This window comes from Faecalibacterium sp. I3-3-33, from assembly GCF_023347295.1.
Taxonomy (GTDB): Bacteria; Bacillota; Clostridia; order Oscillospirales; family Ruminococcaceae; genus Faecalibacterium.
On the sequence record NZ_CP094469.1, the window covers coordinates 1,309,339 to 1,323,812 of the forward strand.

The window sequence follows — 14,474 nt, forward strand, 5'->3', positions numbered from 1 at the left end:
AGGCAAATAATATGACCAAGACCGACTTGATCGCACAGGTTGCGGCAAACACCGAAATGAGCAAGAAGAGCGCAGAGCAGGCTGTCAACGCCGTTTTTGAGGCACTGGGCAAGGCCATGACCGAGGGCGAAAAGATCAGCATCTCCGGCTTTGGCACCTTTGAAGTGCGTGAGCGCGCCGAGCGTCAGGGCATCAACCCCCGCACCCGCGAGCCCATCACCATCGCTGCTTCCCGCAGCATCGTGTTCAAGCCCGGCAAGTCCCTGAAGGACACCCTGTAATCGGTTCTGTCACGCCGCCGCTGCCTGCACAAGGTGCGGCGGCTTTTTTGCTGAAAGGAAAGGAATAACGCTAATGCGTCTGGATAAATATCTCAAGGTCTCCCGCCTGATCAAGCGCCGCACCGTGGCAAACGAGGTGGCGGATGCAGGCCGCATCCTCATCAACGGCAAGGTGGCCAAGGCCAGTCAGGCCGTCAACGCCGGGGACATCATCGAGGTCACCTTCGGCAACCGTCCCATCAAGGTGCGGGTGCTCTCGGATGTGGAGCCCCGCACGAAAGACGTTGCCCGCGAGATGTACGAGGTGATCGCGGAATAACCGCCCTGCCTGCCCGCATACAATGCTGGCAGAGGGGGACTGCCTATGGAAAAAGCTGCCGCAAAGCCGCCGCTGCCCCATGATCTGATCTTGGAAAGCCGCAGCAGGCTGACCGTCACAGGAGTGCAAAAGGTGCTGCATTGCAGCGCCGAAAGCGCCGCGCTGGAGACCGGCAAGGGCATTCTGCACCTGTCCGGCGCGCAGATCAGTATGCAGACGCTGGACTTGGAAGCAGGGGAAGCAAAGCTGACCGGGCGGTTCGATGGGCTGGAGTACACCGCCGCCCGCGCAGCCGGGAGCTTCTGGCACCGGCTGCTGCGCTGATGGTACAGGTTCTGCTGCCCGCCCGGCTCTTGCAGGAAGTAGCCGCCTGTGCTGCGCTGGGCGCTGCCCTTGGCGCGGCGCGGGCGTTTTTGCCGGTGCGGGGCAGGGCGGCTTTTGTGCCGGATATGCTGCTTTCCGGCGCGGTGCTGCTGGTGTGTCAGAGCTACGCCGCTGGGTACAGCAAAGCGGGCGTGCTGCGATGGTACATGGTGCTGGCAGCCTTTGCTGCCGCCCTTTGCGCTGCCGGGGTGCTGGGTGTCCCGCTGCGGGCGCTGGGGCGGGGGATAGGCGCTGTTTTGCGCCTGCCCGGCCGTATTTTGCACCGTTTTGCGGTGCAGCCCTTGCGCCGCCGCCGCGCTGCGGCGAAAACTGCCCGCAAATTACGCCGGAACGCGGAAAGAACCGCAAAAAAATCCAAAAAGAACTTGCCAAACCAGCGGGCATTGTTGTATAATTCAAACGTATCAAAGTAAGAGAACAGACGCAGAAGGTCTGCTGTTCAGACAGGAGCGTAAGGCAATGACGAATACGGGACGCAAAAAGCGCAGAAAGAATGCAGTGGTCACCATGGCGTTCCGCCTGTTTTTCGTGCTGCTTTTGCTGAGTATGCTGGCGGCTTATATCTCCAATCAGGTCACCATCAGCTCCAAGCGGGCAGAACTGGAAACACTGAACGAACAGGTGGCGCAGCAACAGACGGAAAATCAGGAACTGCAGCGCGTACTGAGCGGCGATGCCGACCAGATCACCGAATGGGTCGCACGCGACTCTTACAACTACGCCGCACCCAACGAGCGCATCTTTGTGGATGTGACCGGTAACTGACCGCGCGGCAGGTCGAGAGTATTTGGAAAGCAAGGAGTATTGAGTTTTGGCAATTGAGGTAGGGAACGTATTCGAAGGCCGCGTGACCGGTGTAAAGCCCTTTGGCGCATTTGTTGCGCTGCCGGAAGGGCGTGTCGGCATGGTCCACATTTCCGAGGTATCCAACGAGTTCGTGCAGGATATCAACACCGTGCTGCACGATGGCGACGAGGTTAAGGTGCAGGTCATCAACATTGCACCGGACGGCAAGATCGCGCTGTCCATCAAGCGGCTGCTGCCCCCGGCTCCGCGTCAGCCCCGGGAAGGCCGCCCCGCAGGCCCCCGTCCGGGCGGCTTCCGCAATGGGCAGGAGGGTGGACGCTCCGGCGGTCGCGGCGCAGGCCGTGCCCCCCGTGAGGGCGGCAGAGGCCCTGCCCGGGAGGCTGCACCCCGCGTGTGGCAGCCCAAGGCACCTGCCCGCTCCGACAACCTGAGCTTTGAGGACATGATGAGCCGCTTCAAGAGCCAGAGCGAGGAGAAAATGGCAGATCTTGATCACGAGACCAACAACCGCCGGGGCGGTGGCTACGCGCCCCGCAGCCGCCGTGGCCGCTGAGCCATTGCATCAGCTGGGATCACAAGGAACACAGGCAGGCCTGTCCCCGGTCGGACAGGTCTGTTTTTTCGGTACAGAACAGAAAGGAACTACCATGCCCGCAAAATTTGAACTGATCGCCCCCTGCTTTTTCGGGTGCGAATCCACCGCTAAATTTGAGCTGACCCGCATCGGCGCAGAGAACATCCGGGTGGAGGATGGCCGTCTGAGCTTCTGCGGCGGGGCAGAGATGATCGCCGCCGCAAACCTCAACCTGCGCACCGTGGAGCGCGTGATGCTGCTGCTGGCACGTTACAAGGCCACCACCTTCGACGAGCTGTTCGACGGCGTGTATTCCATCCCGTGGGAGGAGTTTCTGCCTGCGGACGCTGCTTTCCCGGTCACCGGCTCTTCCCTGAACAGCCAGCTGACCAGCATCCCCGCCTGCCAGAGCGTCATCAAAAAGGCAGTGGTCAAGCGCCTGATGAAGGGCCACCGCACCACCGTGCTGCCCGAGAGCGGCGTAGAGTACAAGGTGCGCTTTATGCTGCGCAAAAATGTGTGCGAGATCATGCTGGACACCACCGGCGAGGGTCTGCACAAGCGCGGTTACCGCCGCAACGCCATGGAAGCCCCCCTGCGTGAGACGCTGGCGGCTACAATCGCCGACCTTGGCCGTGTGCGCCGCGACAGTCTGGTGGAGGATCCCTTCTGCGGCAGTGGCACGCTGCTGATCGAAGCCGCACAGAAGGCCATGAACATCGCTCCGGGTCTGAAGCGCCGCTTTGCCGCCGAGCGTTACAGCTTTGTGCCCGCCGCCCTGTGGGCAGAGCAGCGCCAGAAGGCACTGGCAGAGTCCAAGCTGGACGTGGGCTTTGAAGCCTTCGGCTACGATATCGACCCCGCCGCCGTGGCACAGGCCAACGCCAACGCCAAGCTGGCGGGTGTGGAGAACCGCTGCCACTTTGAGGTGGCCGATGTTGCCACCTTTGCCGCAAAGCCGGAGGCCATCGTGCTGACGAACCCCCCGTACGGCGAGCGTTTGGGCACCATTGAGGGCGCTGCCAAGTTGGCGCGCACGCTGGGACAGCAGATGGAAGCCAGCCCCTGCGCCGGTCTGTACGCCATTACCGCCGATATGGACTTTGAACTGCACTACGGCAAGCGCGCCAACAAGCGCCGCAAGATGTACAACGGCATGATCCCCTGCCAGCTGTATATGTACTATAACGCCCCCAAGACCGAAAAGATGGCAAAGCCCATGCCCAAATCCGGCTTTGACGGCAAGCGCACCCATTTTGAAAAGAAGTAAGGTCATTTGACTGCCTGCCCGGCAGATATTGCACTGAAAAAGTGTGTCTTTTCCCGGGAAAATCCGGCACAAACACCCGCAGATCATCTTTTGCTGAAAAGAGACGGTCTGCGGGTATTTTTAATAGAAAAATAGATTTCACAAAATTCGGCATAATGACAAATTACAGCAGTTTTTGCATCCGGTAGTTGCGTTGCCGAACAAAAAGGATTATACTAACCTTATTGACCGCAGGATACAAAAACTGTACAGAAAGGATGGCTGGCACTTATGAAGGGACGGATGCGGCCCTACCTGCCGGAACTGACGATCCGGGACTACAACACCTATATGCGTTACCTCCGCGGGGTGCGGCGGCAGATGTATAAGTCTTACGGCTTCTATGCCTGCCATCTGCTGCGCACCAACGGGGTGCTGTTTGCCATCCTGTCCGACAGTCTGGCGGGGCGTATGCCCACCTGCAAACGGCAGCGGGTGCCCGGTACGCCGTTCCAGCGCAGCATGATGTGCCAGACGCTGGGAATCCGGCAGGCGGCGCAGACGGAGATCTTGATGGGCTGGCATAATTTGCAGGACCGCAAGTACAGCGAGCTGCGCCCGGTCAAGCGTATGCGCCGTGCAGTGGACAAGCTGCTGCTGCGCCGTGCCTACGACAAAGCACGGCAGGAGAACCCGGCGCTGGAGCGGCTGTTTGCGCAGGAGCGGGAGCAGGCGGTGCTGCAGATGAACCTGAGCGCCAAAAACTACGCCCTTGCGGCTGAGCCCATGAGCAACATCTACGGCGCGCTGTACTCCACGCTGGCTACGGACGATCCCAACCAGCGCAAGAGTATGCGGTATATCGGCAGCTGCATCGGCCGCATCTTCTATCTGCTGGACAAGGCCGAGCGCTTTGAAGCCGACCGCCGCAACGGCCAGTACAACGTGTTTGTGGTCAACGAGCTCAACGGACAGGCTGCCGCTATAGAGAACGCCCGGCGGCAGGCGCTGGCAGCGGTCAACGACCTGATGCGGGCGTACAAGATGCTGGATCTCAAGCTGAACGACACCCTGCTGAACAATATCATGATCCTGGGCCTGCAGCACGCGGTCTACCCGCTGGAGCAGGACGCCGACACCGAAAAATGGGAAATCCCATGAAAAAACGAAAAAGCAAAAGCTGGTCCATGGCCTACTGCGGCATGGCAGCGGCACTGTGCGTAGCACTGATGCTGCTGGGCACCATTATCCCCATTGCCATGTTCATTGCACCGGCGGTGGCCAGCTTTCTCATTGCAACGGTGTGCATGGAGTGCGGCATCACTATGGCATGGACGGCCTACGCCGCCGTCAGCCTGCTGGGGCTGCTCTTTGTGCCGGATAAAGAGATCGCTCTGATCTTCACGGTACTGCTGGGCTATTACCCGCTGGTCAAACCCAAATTTGACCGCATCCGTCCCCGGGCATTGCAGCTGGTGTGTAAGCTGCTGCTGTGCAACGCGGCGGTGCTGGCGATGTACGGCCTGCTGCTGGTGATAGTACCGGCGGGCAGCGTCTCGCAGGAGCTGCGCACCACTGCGCTGGCAATGACCCTGCTCACGCTGGCTATGGGTAACGTGGCCTTTGCCCTGTACGACCGCGCACTGTGCAATATGCTGCTGCTGTACAAGCTGAAGTGGCAGCCCAAACTGCATAAAATGCTGGGGATGCACTGAATCCCCAAAAACCATTGAAAGAAGGAATGTGTACTACAAGCTGACGCAAAGCGCCGGGCCACACGGGTGACAGCCGTGAGGGTGACGAGGAGAGGAATCATCGAAAGATTCGGCGGATGTTTCTCCGGCTGAGGGCTATACCAGCCGCAGAACAGGGCAAAAACCGGCAGCAATACCGGAACAGAACCCTGCAAAGAAAGCCATACAAGAACATAGACTTTGATAGAGGAAACTGACTGTGCAGCAGCGCATTTCGGCGCGCCGCAGTCGGTCTGGAGGTATTTTGTATGTGTGGCATTGTAGGTTATGTTGGTATGCGCAGCGCCCAGCAGGTGCTGCTGGATGGTCTGGAGAAGCTGGAGTACCGCGGGTACGATTCTGCCGGTGTGGCGCTCACCCAGCGGGATGGGATCCGCGTGGTCAAAAGCAAGGGGCGGCTTTCCACCCTGCGCAGCAAGCTGGAAGAGCTGTCGCTGCCCCAGAGCAGCTGCGGCATCGGTCATACCCGCTGGGCGACCCACGGCGAACCCAGTGACGTGAACAGCCACCCGCACTCCACGCCCCGGGTCAGCATCGTGCACAACGGCATCATTGAAAACTACGGCGCTTTAAAGGAGCGCCTGATTGCTAAAGGCTACACCTTTGCCAGCGAGACCGACACCGAGGTGCTGGTAAAGCTCATCGACAGCTGCTATCATGGTGAGCCGTTGCAGGCATTGCAGGCTGCGCTTGCCAAGGTGCGGGGCAGCTACGCACTGGCAGTGCTGTTCAAGGACTACCCGGACACCATCTTTGCGGTCAAGCGGGAAAGCCCACTCATTGTGGGCTGGGGCGAGGGAGAAAATTTTGTGGCTTCGGATATCCCGGCACTGCTCAAGTACACCCGCCGGTACAGCGTGCTGGAAGAAGGGGACATGGCTGTGTGCACGGCACAGGGCATCCGCTTCTATAACGAGTTCGGCGAGGCAGTCGAGCGCGCAGAGCTGACCGCAGACTGGGACATGGAAGCCGCCGAAAAGGGCGGTTACCCCCACTTTATGCTCAAGGAGATCAACGAGCAGCCTGCTGCCATCACGGCAACGGTCAGCCCTCGGGTGGAGAACGGCCTGCCGGATCTGCGCATCCCGGAACTGACAGACGAAAAGCTGCGCAGCATCGGCACGGTGCATCTGGTGGGCTGCGGCACGGCCATGCACGCCGGCATGGTGGGCAAGACCGCCATCGAGGCACTGGCACGAGTGCCCGCAGAGGTGGATATCGCCAGCGAGTTCCGCTACCGCGACCCCATTCTGAAGCCGGAGGATCTGGTCATCATTATCAGCCAGTCCGGCGAGACCAGCGATACGCTGGCGGCTCTCAAGCTGGCTAAGAGCCGGGGCGTGCCGGTGCTTGCCATCGTGAACGTGGTGGGCAGCAGCATTGCCCGGGCAGCGGACTACGTCATGTACACCTACGCCGGGCCGGAGATCGCGGTAGCGTCTACCAAGGCCTATATGGTGCAGCTGTGCGTGCTGTACCTGTTTGCCCTGCGCTTGGCCTACGCGCGCGGGCAGCTGACCGAAGAAAAGACCAAGTACTACACCGCCCAGCTGCTCCACGCGGCAGAGGTCATCAAGCCCCGCCTTGCGGACTGCGAGCAGATCAAGTACCTTGCCAGCCGCTATGTGAACACCCAGAGCTGCTTTTTCATCGGGCGCGGGTTCGACTACGCCCTCTCGCTGGAGGGCAGCCTGAAGCTGAAGGAGATCAGTTATGTGCACTCGGATGCTTATGCGGCAGGCGAGCTGAAGCACGGCACTATCAGTCTGATCACAGACGGTGTGCCGGTGATTGCGCTGGCGACCCAGAAAAACGTCTACGAAAAGACCATCTCCAACGCCAAGGAGACACGCAGCCGCGGCGCGCGGGTGCTGCTGTTCACCACCAAGGATGCGGAGGTGCCGGAAGGCGTTGCCACCGAGGTGATCCGTTTGGACGAGTACGACGATATCCTGATGCCGTTACAGCTCATCGTGCCGCTGCAATTGTTTGCCTATTACATGGCTGTACTGCGCGGCTGCGACGTGGATAAGCCCCGCAACCTTGCCAAGAGTGTAACGGTGGAATAAACGCAAAATAAGCCCTGCTTCCGGGCACCGGATAAGGTGTCGGGAAGCAGGGCTTTCATTGTCTATGAATCGGACAGAGAACTGGAAAATCAGTTGCTGACATCCGTGTAACGGGCCAGTACCAGATAATAGTTATCTACTTTATAGGAGCCGATGCTGCTGACATGAATATCAATGCCATACATACTGACCAGCTGACGATAAAGTTCAAGACCGCCGCTCTCGGCATCGGGGCAGTTCGTAAGAGCGAAAACTTTGATAGAAGCGGTAGACAGGCCGTACTGCGGTAGAAAAGAACTCTGCGTCTGCATGATGCGGATCAAAGAGGATTCTACGGTAGCATTGGACAAGCCCTGTTCGTCGTAGATTTGCTTGGCGAGTTTATTCAGATTTGCGTCTGCGGTCAGATAATCGGGGCCTTTGCCACCTGTGAGCTCGGTGCGGAACGCATAGTTGCACTGGTTGGTAGCATCCACAAGTTCATCGCCGGTGCGGGCAGGGCCAGCGCCGCCGGCATTGCCGCCACCGCCGCAGGCAGTGAGCAGCAGCAGAGCCAGCGCACCTGCAAGGGCCAGTGAAACCAGTCTTTTCAGCTTTTTCATACAAAAACCTCCTATAAAATACAGCGTATCAGGGTAGCCCCAGTATACAGCGGGGGAGGGGGATTGTCAAGAAAAAGCGAAAGCCCGCCGCAGGAGGGCTGCTACGGCACAAAGGGGCATGGAAAGAAAGGAGACATGCTCCGTACAAAAACAAAAAAGCAGGCCCTCTCTGCGCGTGTCAGAGAGGGCCTGCTGCGAGATCAGAAAGTACAGGGGGAACTTACCAGAACCAGTAGCGCTTTTTGAATGCGATGTAGGCAATGGCAATGATAACGATCACCACGCCGCCGGCGATAAAGAAGGTCCAGTCGATATTGCTGAACCGCAGGTTCTGGTTAGTCAGCAGGTAGCGTCCGGCAGTGTCGGCGGTGATCACGCCGTCCTTGTAGCTGTTCAGGTACTGCCACTTGTTGCTGATGGTGTTGTACAGGTACAGGCGGGAGTAAGCGCTCACGTCCAACTCCAGCTGCACCGCACAGGGAAGGGTGCGGCCGTTGTCCAGCTCAAACTCCAGCCCCTCTTCACTCTCGGTGAAGGTGATGGCGGTGTCGATCTCGCTGGTGGTGCTCTTTACGTCCTTACCAGAAACGTTCAGGGTGTAGCCGTCGCCCACTACGCACAGGGTCTTGCCGGTGGTGCGCAGGGCGTTCAGAATCTCGCCGGTCACGGTGGGCACCTCAGACTGGGCGAACACCACCTGATCCTCCGTGCTGTCCTGAATGGTCTGCACCACAGGATCCAGCGGGATGGAAGTACTGTCGTCCGGGGTGTCAGTGCTGTCATTGCCGCTGTCACTGCCAGAGGAAGCCGCGGCCGAGCGGTTCACGATGACCGTGACCATGGCAGTGGCCTTGCCGTTGGAGATGGTAATGGAGGTAGAGCCGGTGCCTACCGCCGTGACCACGCCCGTGGGGCTGACCGTGGCAATACTGCTGTTGCCGGACTTGAAGGTGAAGGACTGGGATGCACTGGCGGGGGTAGCCTTAGCTGTGATGGTGCGGGTGGCACCGGGCTTGAGCACGATGTAGTTGGTGCTGGGGGTGATCACCTGTCCGCTGTTGCTGGATGGAGTGCCGCTTGTGCCAGCGGAGGAATCCGTGGGCAGCGCAAGCACTGTAACGGTGGTGGTGGCTACCACCGAGCCGCAGGTGGCGGTAATGGTGGCTTTGCCGGGGGCTACGCCGGTCACGCGGCCAAAGCTGTTTACTGTGGCGATCTTCTCGTTAGAGGAGGTCAGGGTGACGGTGGCGTAGTTGGAGGCGGAGGTGGGGCGCACCTGCAGCGAAGCCGACACCGAGTTGCCCACATAGATGGTGTTGGAGGAGAGGGCAAGGTCCATCTCGGTCACGATCATGGAGGAGTCCATGGACACCACGATGGTGTAGGCGCAGATCTGGTTGCCGGCGGCTGCTGTAACGGTGGCGGTGCCAACGCCCACAGCCTGTACCACGCCGCTGCTGCTTACAGTAAGCACGCTGCTGTCATCGGTCAGAAAGACCACAGTGTCGGTGCTGTAACTGGGTTTGACCACAGGGGACAGCTGCTGGGAAGCGCCCAGCAGCATATTGGCAGAGTAGCTGCCGGTGGAAATGCTCTCGGCGGGCACATCCTTGAGCCAAGGCAGTGAAACGCCGTTCTGCTGCTCAAGCGGCAGGCTGGCGGCGGCAGCGCTCAGTGCGGTGCCGCATAGCAGCACACCCAGCATCAGCACACAGGCGGCCAGTTTCTTTGCGGTTCGAATCATGTTGTTTGTACCTCTTTGGGGTGTTGTAAAAGGGGACATCCTGCCGTGCTGTGCAGTCCGTATTAGCGGAACAGCACGCCCAGAGCCTCCATGGCATACTCAAAATAGGTGACCTGATCGTATTCCACGCGGGCGGTCACGCTCATACCGTTGGAAAGATCCACCTTGTCGCCGCTGCGGCTCACCACATAGGTGGCGTCGGGCTTGATGGTCATCTTGTAATAGGAAGCGCTGCTGCTGGCGGTCACGTCGCTGTCAATGGAGGTGACAGTGCCGGTCAGGGTGCCGTAGGAGTACTCCGACAGGCCGGTGATGGCGATTTTGCAGGGGTCGCCGACGTGCAGCAGGGGACGGTCGTTCACCGTCACCATGGCCATGATCTCCAGATCATCGTTCTCGCTGGCAACGGTAGCCAGCGCGGAACCGGCGCTCAGTACCATGCCCTCCTTGTAAGGGGTGTCCATATGGATCACACCGGAAGTGGGCGCATAGATGTAGTAATCGTTGGCGCCGGTGTTCAAAGAATCCAGCTGCGCCTGCAGGTTATCCACGTTGACCTGTGCACTGGTAATGCTCTGGGAGATGGACTGCATGGTGGAGTAGTACAAAGACTCCAGCTCGCTCTGGTTCTGCTCCATCAAAGCCTTGATCTGGGTGTCGGAGTAACCGGCAGCCTGATAGGTGGTGGCGTCAAAGGTCTTTTGCGATACCTGACTTTTGTAGGTCTGGTACTGATAGTAGTAGGGCTGATCGTCGGCGTTGGTCTCGTCGAAGTAGTTGGTGTCGTCCTGAATGCACTTGAGCAGCTTGTTGTACTGGTCCAGCTGTTTCTGGTAGATATCCAGCTGGCTTTGCAGGTTGTCCTTCTGCATATCCAGATCAGTGCTCTTCAGCCGGGCGATCAGGTCACCCTCGTTCACATAGCTGCCCTCGGAGACATACAGCTCGGTGATGGAGCCGGAGTAGCTGGACATGATGTAGGTCTTATTGGCGGCCTGCACCACACCGCTGTTCTGGCTGACATAGATGCGGTTGGTCTGGGTGCTCCAGATCACCAGAAAGATCATGAACAGGCCGGTCAGAATGACAAAGGCGTACCCGTAAGGGGGCAGCTTTTTGTCCATCATGATCCGGCGGTCCTGCAGATCCGAAAGGTTCTGAATGGTTGTCGTCATAATTATTTGGTCTCCATAAATACGTCGATCACGGCATCGTCATCGTCCTGATTGACATAGATGGTATAGTTGTCGCCGGTCAGCTTGATGTCGTTTTCAAAGGCCATGATCTGCAGCTTTGCAGTGGCCAGCTGGTTGTGGCTCATCGGGCCGGTGTAGTGGGCGTACAGGCAGTTTTTCACCCGCAGCACAGCGTCCATGTGGTAGCCGGGCTCCATCTGGGTGATCATCTGGGTGGCCTGCTGCATCATGTACAGCTCCGGCACATGATCCGGGCCGGTACCCATCTTTACCGCCTGCACCAGCGGGCCGATAGGCTGTGCGCCGTTGCTCTTCATAAAGTTCTGCATCTGGGTCAGGATGACCGGCAGATTGCCCAGCTCCTCCGGGCGCACAAGGCGGGAGAGAACGTTGGTCAGCTTAAGCGTTTTGTTTTCAGCAACTTTAATCTCGTTCATGATAAATTACCCCTAATCCTGTTATATTTTTTAATGTGAGCCGAAACAAAAAGGTGCCCGGAAGCGTCTGCCTCCGGGCACACCATAACGAGGCATTCTTCGGTTTCCCGCCGGGCGGGAAAAAGCTTATGCAGCATCCGGGCAAAGGCTGTGGATGCGGTGCGGTCAGTAGGTGATGGACTCGCCGTCGTCGTCCTCTTCCAATGTAGCGCCGGGCAGCTGTTCAACAGGCTCGGGCTTGCGCTTGCGGAAGATGCCCTGCTGCATGTTCCACAGCTCGGCGTAGCGGCCATCCTTTGCCAGCAGTTCATCATGGGTGCCGCGCTCCACGATCTTGCCGTGATCCATCACAAGGATCAGGTCACAGTCACGGATGGTGGAAAGGCGGTGCGCCACGATCAGCATGGAACGGTCTGCCAGCTGCTCGTAGATCATGTTGAAAATCAGCGTTTCGGTGGCGAAGTCCAGATTACTGGTGGACTCGTCCAGAATGTAGAGGTTAGAGTCCTTCAGGAAGGCGCGCGCCAGTGCGATACGCTGCTTCTCACCGCCGGACAGGCCGTTACCGGCTTCCTCCAGATAGGTGTTGTACTGCAGCGGCAGATGACGGATAAACTCGTGGGCATCGGCCTTCTTGGCAGCTTCCTTCACCTCGTCCAGCGTGGCATCCATGCGGGAGATGCGGATGTTGTCGTAGATGGTTTTACTGAACAGCTCGATGTTCTGGGGCACATAGGCAATGGCGCGGCGCACCGAACTGTTGGTGTACTCGGCCAGATTTGCACCGTTAATGTCGATCTCGCCGTCCTCGGGGTCGTAGTACTTCAGCAGCAGCTTGGTAATGGTGGATTTGCCGCTGCCGCTGCCGCCCACCAACGCCACCTTTTTACCGGCGGGAATGGTGAAGCTGACATGATCCAGTGCAGGGGTACGGTTGCCGTAGCGGAAGGTGACGTCCTTGAACTCGATGTCGCCCTCCACTTTGTCCAGCTCGCTCTGCTCCACGCCGTCGGCGGTCTCGTACTCGGCGGGGTAGTCCATGATCTCGGTCAGACGTTTCATGGAGATGCTGGCCTCCTGGATCTGCATCTGCAGACCGATCAGGTTGCTCAGGGGAGAGGTGAAGTAGCCGGACAGGGTGCTGAAAGCCATAAAGCCGCCCAGTGTCATCTCGCCGTTCAGCACTTGACTGATGCCCACATAGGTGGTCAGCATACTGAAGCCGGTGGAGATGAAGGAGGAGATCAGACCCTGCGTGGTGCTGATGCGGCTGGAACGCAGGCTGATCTTCAGGCTCTTCATGTACTCGCGTTCCAGATTATCCAGCTCGGTCTGCTCGTTGGCGTTGCACTTGACGGTCTCGATACCGCGCAGGCTCTCGATCATCTGGCTGTTCAGCGCAGCAGACTGTGCCATGCTCTCTTCATTGATCTTTTTATAGGGCTGCTTGTACACCAGCACCAGCAAAATGCTGACCAGCGCCATGAACAGCGAGATGGAGAACAGCATGGCGTTCATGCGGAACAGGATGATGCCGGTGATGATGGCCATGGAGATATCCATCACAAGGCTCAGCGCAATGCTGGTAAAAATGGACTTGATGGTGTTTGCGTCCGAGTAACGGGTGGTGATATCACCGGTTTTGCGGGTGGCAAAGAACTTCATGGGCAGGTTGAAGATATGCCCGAAGTACCCCAGCATCAGCGGGATATCGATTTTGATGGACAGATGGATCAGCACCCATTGGCGCACAAAGCCGATCAGGGTACTGGTAATGCTGACCACGCTGAACACTAAGATCAATGTGACCAGCAGGTTGTTCAGCCCGTAGGGCAGCACCTCGTCCATCAGGATCTTATTGAACATGGAGGACGCGATGCCCAGGATGGTGGTGATGACCGAGCTGAGGATGGCGTAGAAGAACAGCTTTTTCTGGGGCAGCAGCAGGTTGATATACCGCTTCATCATGCCGCCCTTTTCGATCTTGCCGCCCTTGAACTCCGAGGTGGGGTTCAGCAGCAGCAGAACGCCGGTAAAGTTCTTGTAGAACTCATCCAGACTGATTTTTTTCAGCTCCGTGCCGGGGTCGCCGATGATGACGTAATCCTTGCACTTATGCTTTTTGCCTTTTTCCTCTTCTTCCTTGCGGGCTTCGGCGTCCTGCAACATGTGCTTGCGGCGCGCGCCGTCATCCTTGATGGTGGTCTTTTTAAACACTACAACAAAGTGAGCCAAGCCCTGGTCGGTGATGACCTGTGCAATGCAGGGAAGCGAGAAATCGCTCAGGAAGTTTTCGCGGTCCACGCGGACTGCGGCGGTGGTAAAACCAAGCTCATTGGCGGCTTTTTGCAGGCCTACAAGGTTGGTGCCTTTCAGGTCGGTGCCCATCATATCCCGCAGGCGGGTGATGGTAACTTCCTTTTTGTAGTGCAGGCACACCATGGCCAGACAGGCAGCCGCACAGTCGGTGGTATCGTGCTGCCGGACGTAGGTATAACGCATAGATGTTTCCTTTTACTCTCAAGATTTATTCAAACGACACCAAGCTGCCCTGCCGCCCCGTGTTTGCCGCACAAAGCTACCGGCCGGCCTGCTGATTTGACCAACGAAAAAACTGCGCTCCTGCACGGCAGCCTTCTGACCGGGGGGAGCGCCTGTCTGTGGGGCAGAAAAAGCTGTGCGGGCTGCGCAGTGCCTTTTCCACGCCTATAAACTTATAAAAGTATACCACATCCACTAGGGTTCTTCAAGGCGATATTTTTTAAGAACCGTTAAGAATGGGTGAAAAAAGATACAGAAAAACAAAAAAGCGATGGAAAAATATCCATCGCTTTGTTGGCGCCTCTTGCCTGACTCGAACAGGCGACACCCTGATTAACAGTCAGGTGCTCTAACCGACTGAGCTAAAGAGGCATATCAGTGACTGCAAGAAATATTATACCGCAGTCACTGCACTTTTGCAAGCCTTTTTTGCAAAAATTCGGAAATCATTTTTCCTCTCAAGGCTTCCCCCGGAAGGGGGCAGTTGGCAGAACCCCTTCCGTCTTGCCGCTGCGCG

15 protein-coding genes and 1 tRNA gene are annotated in these 14,474 nt (G+C 58.1%); 10 read left to right on the forward strand and 6 right to left on the reverse strand.

The features are described from left to right. The first annotated feature begins 11 nt into the window (after window positions 1-11). The 10 genes from MTP39_RS06275 to glmS all read left to right on the forward strand — a co-directional run bounded on the left by MTP39_RS06275 (window position 12) and on the right by glmS (window position 7,437). Window positions 12-281: an HU family DNA-binding protein gene (locus MTP39_RS06275; protein ID WP_055184818.1), complete on the forward strand. Its 270-nt coding sequence runs from the start codon at window positions 12-14 to the stop codon at window positions 279-281. 73 nt (window positions 282-354) lie between these two features. Continuing rightward, a complete protein-coding gene (locus MTP39_RS06280) occupies window positions 355-600 on the forward strand; it encodes an RNA-binding S4 domain-containing protein (RefSeq protein WP_005926856.1) in 246 nt (81 codons plus the stop codon). A 45-nt stretch (window positions 601-645) separates the two neighbouring features. Continuing rightward, window positions 646-924 carry a YabP/YqfC family sporulation protein gene (locus MTP39_RS06285; protein ID WP_249241888.1) on the forward strand — a complete coding sequence of 93 codons (279 nt, stop codon included), beginning with the start codon at window positions 646-648 and terminating at the stop codon, window positions 922-924. Continuing rightward, window positions 924-1,397, forward strand: a complete 474-nt coding sequence (locus tag MTP39_RS06290) for a hypothetical protein (protein ID WP_249241889.1) — start codon at window positions 924-926, stop codon at window positions 1,395-1,397. Before MTP39_RS06285 ends, MTP39_RS06290 begins: the two co-directional genes overlap by 1 nt. 46 nt (window positions 1,398-1,443) lie before the next feature. Continuing rightward, a complete protein-coding gene (locus MTP39_RS06295) occupies window positions 1,444-1,749 on the forward strand; it encodes a septum formation initiator family protein (protein WP_005926847.1) in 306 nt (101 codons plus the stop codon). A 46-nt stretch (window positions 1,750-1,795) separates the two neighbouring features. Beyond that, window positions 1,796-2,344 carry a S1 RNA-binding domain-containing protein gene (locus MTP39_RS06300; RefSeq protein ID WP_249241890.1) on the forward strand — a complete coding sequence of 183 codons (549 nt, stop codon included), beginning with the start codon at window positions 1,796-1,798 and terminating at the stop codon, window positions 2,342-2,344. Between the two features lie 94 nt (window positions 2,345-2,438). Next, complete coding sequence (locus MTP39_RS06305) at window positions 2,439-3,635, forward strand: THUMP domain-containing class I SAM-dependent RNA methyltransferase (RefSeq protein WP_249241891.1); 1,197 nt, start codon at window positions 2,439-2,441, stop codon at window positions 3,633-3,635. A 270-nt stretch (window positions 3,636-3,905) separates the two neighbouring features. Beyond that, window positions 3,906-4,775: a DUF5685 family protein gene (locus MTP39_RS06310; protein ID WP_249241892.1), complete on the forward strand. Its 870-nt coding sequence runs from the start codon at window positions 3,906-3,908 to the stop codon at window positions 4,773-4,775. Further along, a complete protein-coding gene (locus tag MTP39_RS06315; RefSeq protein WP_097780029.1) occupies window positions 4,772-5,329 on the forward strand; it encodes a hypothetical protein in 558 nt (185 codons plus the stop codon). The genes MTP39_RS06310 and MTP39_RS06315 overlap by 4 nt, the downstream gene beginning before the upstream one ends. A 287-nt stretch (window positions 5,330-5,616) precedes the next feature. Beyond that, entirely contained in the window at window positions 5,617-7,437 is a 1,821-nt protein-coding gene (glmS, locus tag MTP39_RS06320) for a glutamine--fructose-6-phosphate transaminase (isomerizing) (protein WP_249241893.1), read from the forward strand. An 89-nt stretch (window positions 7,438-7,526) separates the two neighbouring features. Here the strand turns inward: glmS and MTP39_RS06325 are convergent, their stop codons facing one another. From MTP39_RS06325 to MTP39_RS06350, 6 genes are all read right to left on the reverse strand, one after another. Beyond that, window positions 7,527-8,039, reverse strand: coding sequence for a hypothetical protein (locus MTP39_RS06325; RefSeq protein ID WP_249241894.1), 513 nt, complete (start codon window positions 8,037-8,039; stop codon window positions 7,527-7,529). 220 nt (window positions 8,040-8,259) lie between these two features. Further along, entirely contained in the window at window positions 8,260-9,783 is a 1,524-nt protein-coding gene (locus MTP39_RS06330) for an Ig-like domain-containing protein (RefSeq protein WP_249241895.1), read from the reverse strand. Between the two features lie 62 nt (window positions 9,784-9,845). Then, complete coding sequence (locus MTP39_RS06335) at window positions 9,846-10,958, reverse strand: HlyD family secretion protein (protein ID WP_249241896.1); 1,113 nt, start codon at window positions 10,956-10,958, stop codon at window positions 9,846-9,848. Between the two features lie 2 nt (window positions 10,959-10,960). After that, window positions 10,961-11,416: a hypothetical protein gene (locus tag MTP39_RS06340; RefSeq protein ID WP_005926824.1), complete on the reverse strand. Its 456-nt coding sequence runs from the start codon at window positions 11,414-11,416 to the stop codon at window positions 10,961-10,963. Window positions 11,417-11,581: 165 nt separating this feature from the next. Next, window positions 11,582-13,918: a peptidase domain-containing ABC transporter gene (locus tag MTP39_RS06345; protein ID WP_249241897.1), complete on the reverse strand. Its 2,337-nt coding sequence runs from the start codon at window positions 13,916-13,918 to the stop codon at window positions 11,582-11,584. Between the two features lie 334 nt (window positions 13,919-14,252). Next, window positions 14,253-14,329 (reverse strand) — tRNA-Asn (locus MTP39_RS06350). Window positions 14,330-14,474 lie beyond the last annotated feature (145 nt).

Excerpts from the sequence above, each read along its gene's own strand:
- MTP39_RS06275 (WP_055184818.1), top strand. The coding sequence starts at position 12 with ATGACCAAGACCGACTTGATCGCACAGGTTGCGGCAAACACCGAAATG.
- MTP39_RS06280 (WP_005926856.1), top strand. The coding sequence starts at position 355 with ATGCGTCTGGATAAATATCTCAAGGTCTCCCGCCTGATCAAGCGCCGC.
- MTP39_RS06285 (WP_249241888.1), top strand. The coding sequence starts at position 646 with ATGGAAAAAGCTGCCGCAAAGCCGCCGCTGCCCCATGATCTGATCTTG.
- MTP39_RS06290 (WP_249241889.1), top strand. The coding sequence starts at position 924 with ATGGTACAGGTTCTGCTGCCCGCCCGGCTCTTGCAGGAAGTAGCCGCC.
- MTP39_RS06295 (WP_005926847.1), top strand. The coding sequence starts at position 1,444 with ATGACGAATACGGGACGCAAAAAGCGCAGAAAGAATGCAGTGGTCACC.
- MTP39_RS06305 (WP_249241891.1), top strand. The coding sequence starts at position 2,439 with ATGCCCGCAAAATTTGAACTGATCGCCCCCTGCTTTTTCGGGTGCGAA.
- MTP39_RS06310 (WP_249241892.1), top strand. The coding sequence starts at position 3,906 with ATGAAGGGACGGATGCGGCCCTACCTGCCGGAACTGACGATCCGGGAC.
- MTP39_RS06315 (WP_097780029.1), top strand. The coding sequence starts at position 4,772 with ATGAAAAAACGAAAAAGCAAAAGCTGGTCCATGGCCTACTGCGGCATG.
- glmS (WP_249241893.1), top strand. The coding sequence starts at position 5,617 with ATGTGTGGCATTGTAGGTTATGTTGGTATGCGCAGCGCCCAGCAGGTG.
- MTP39_RS06325 (WP_249241894.1), bottom strand. The coding sequence starts at position 8,039 with ATGAAAAAGCTGAAAAGACTGGTTTCACTGGCCCTTGCAGGTGCGCTG.
- MTP39_RS06330 (WP_249241895.1), bottom strand. The coding sequence starts at position 9,783 with ATGATTCGAACCGCAAAGAAACTGGCCGCCTGTGTGCTGATGCTGGGT.
- MTP39_RS06335 (WP_249241896.1), bottom strand. The coding sequence starts at position 10,958 with ATGACGACAACCATTCAGAACCTTTCGGATCTGCAGGACCGCCGGATC.
- MTP39_RS06340 (WP_005926824.1), bottom strand. The coding sequence starts at position 11,416 with ATGAACGAGATTAAAGTTGCTGAAAACAAAACGCTTAAGCTGACCAAC.
- MTP39_RS06345 (WP_249241897.1), bottom strand. The coding sequence starts at position 13,918 with ATGCGTTATACCTACGTCCGGCAGCACGATACCACCGACTGTGCGGCT.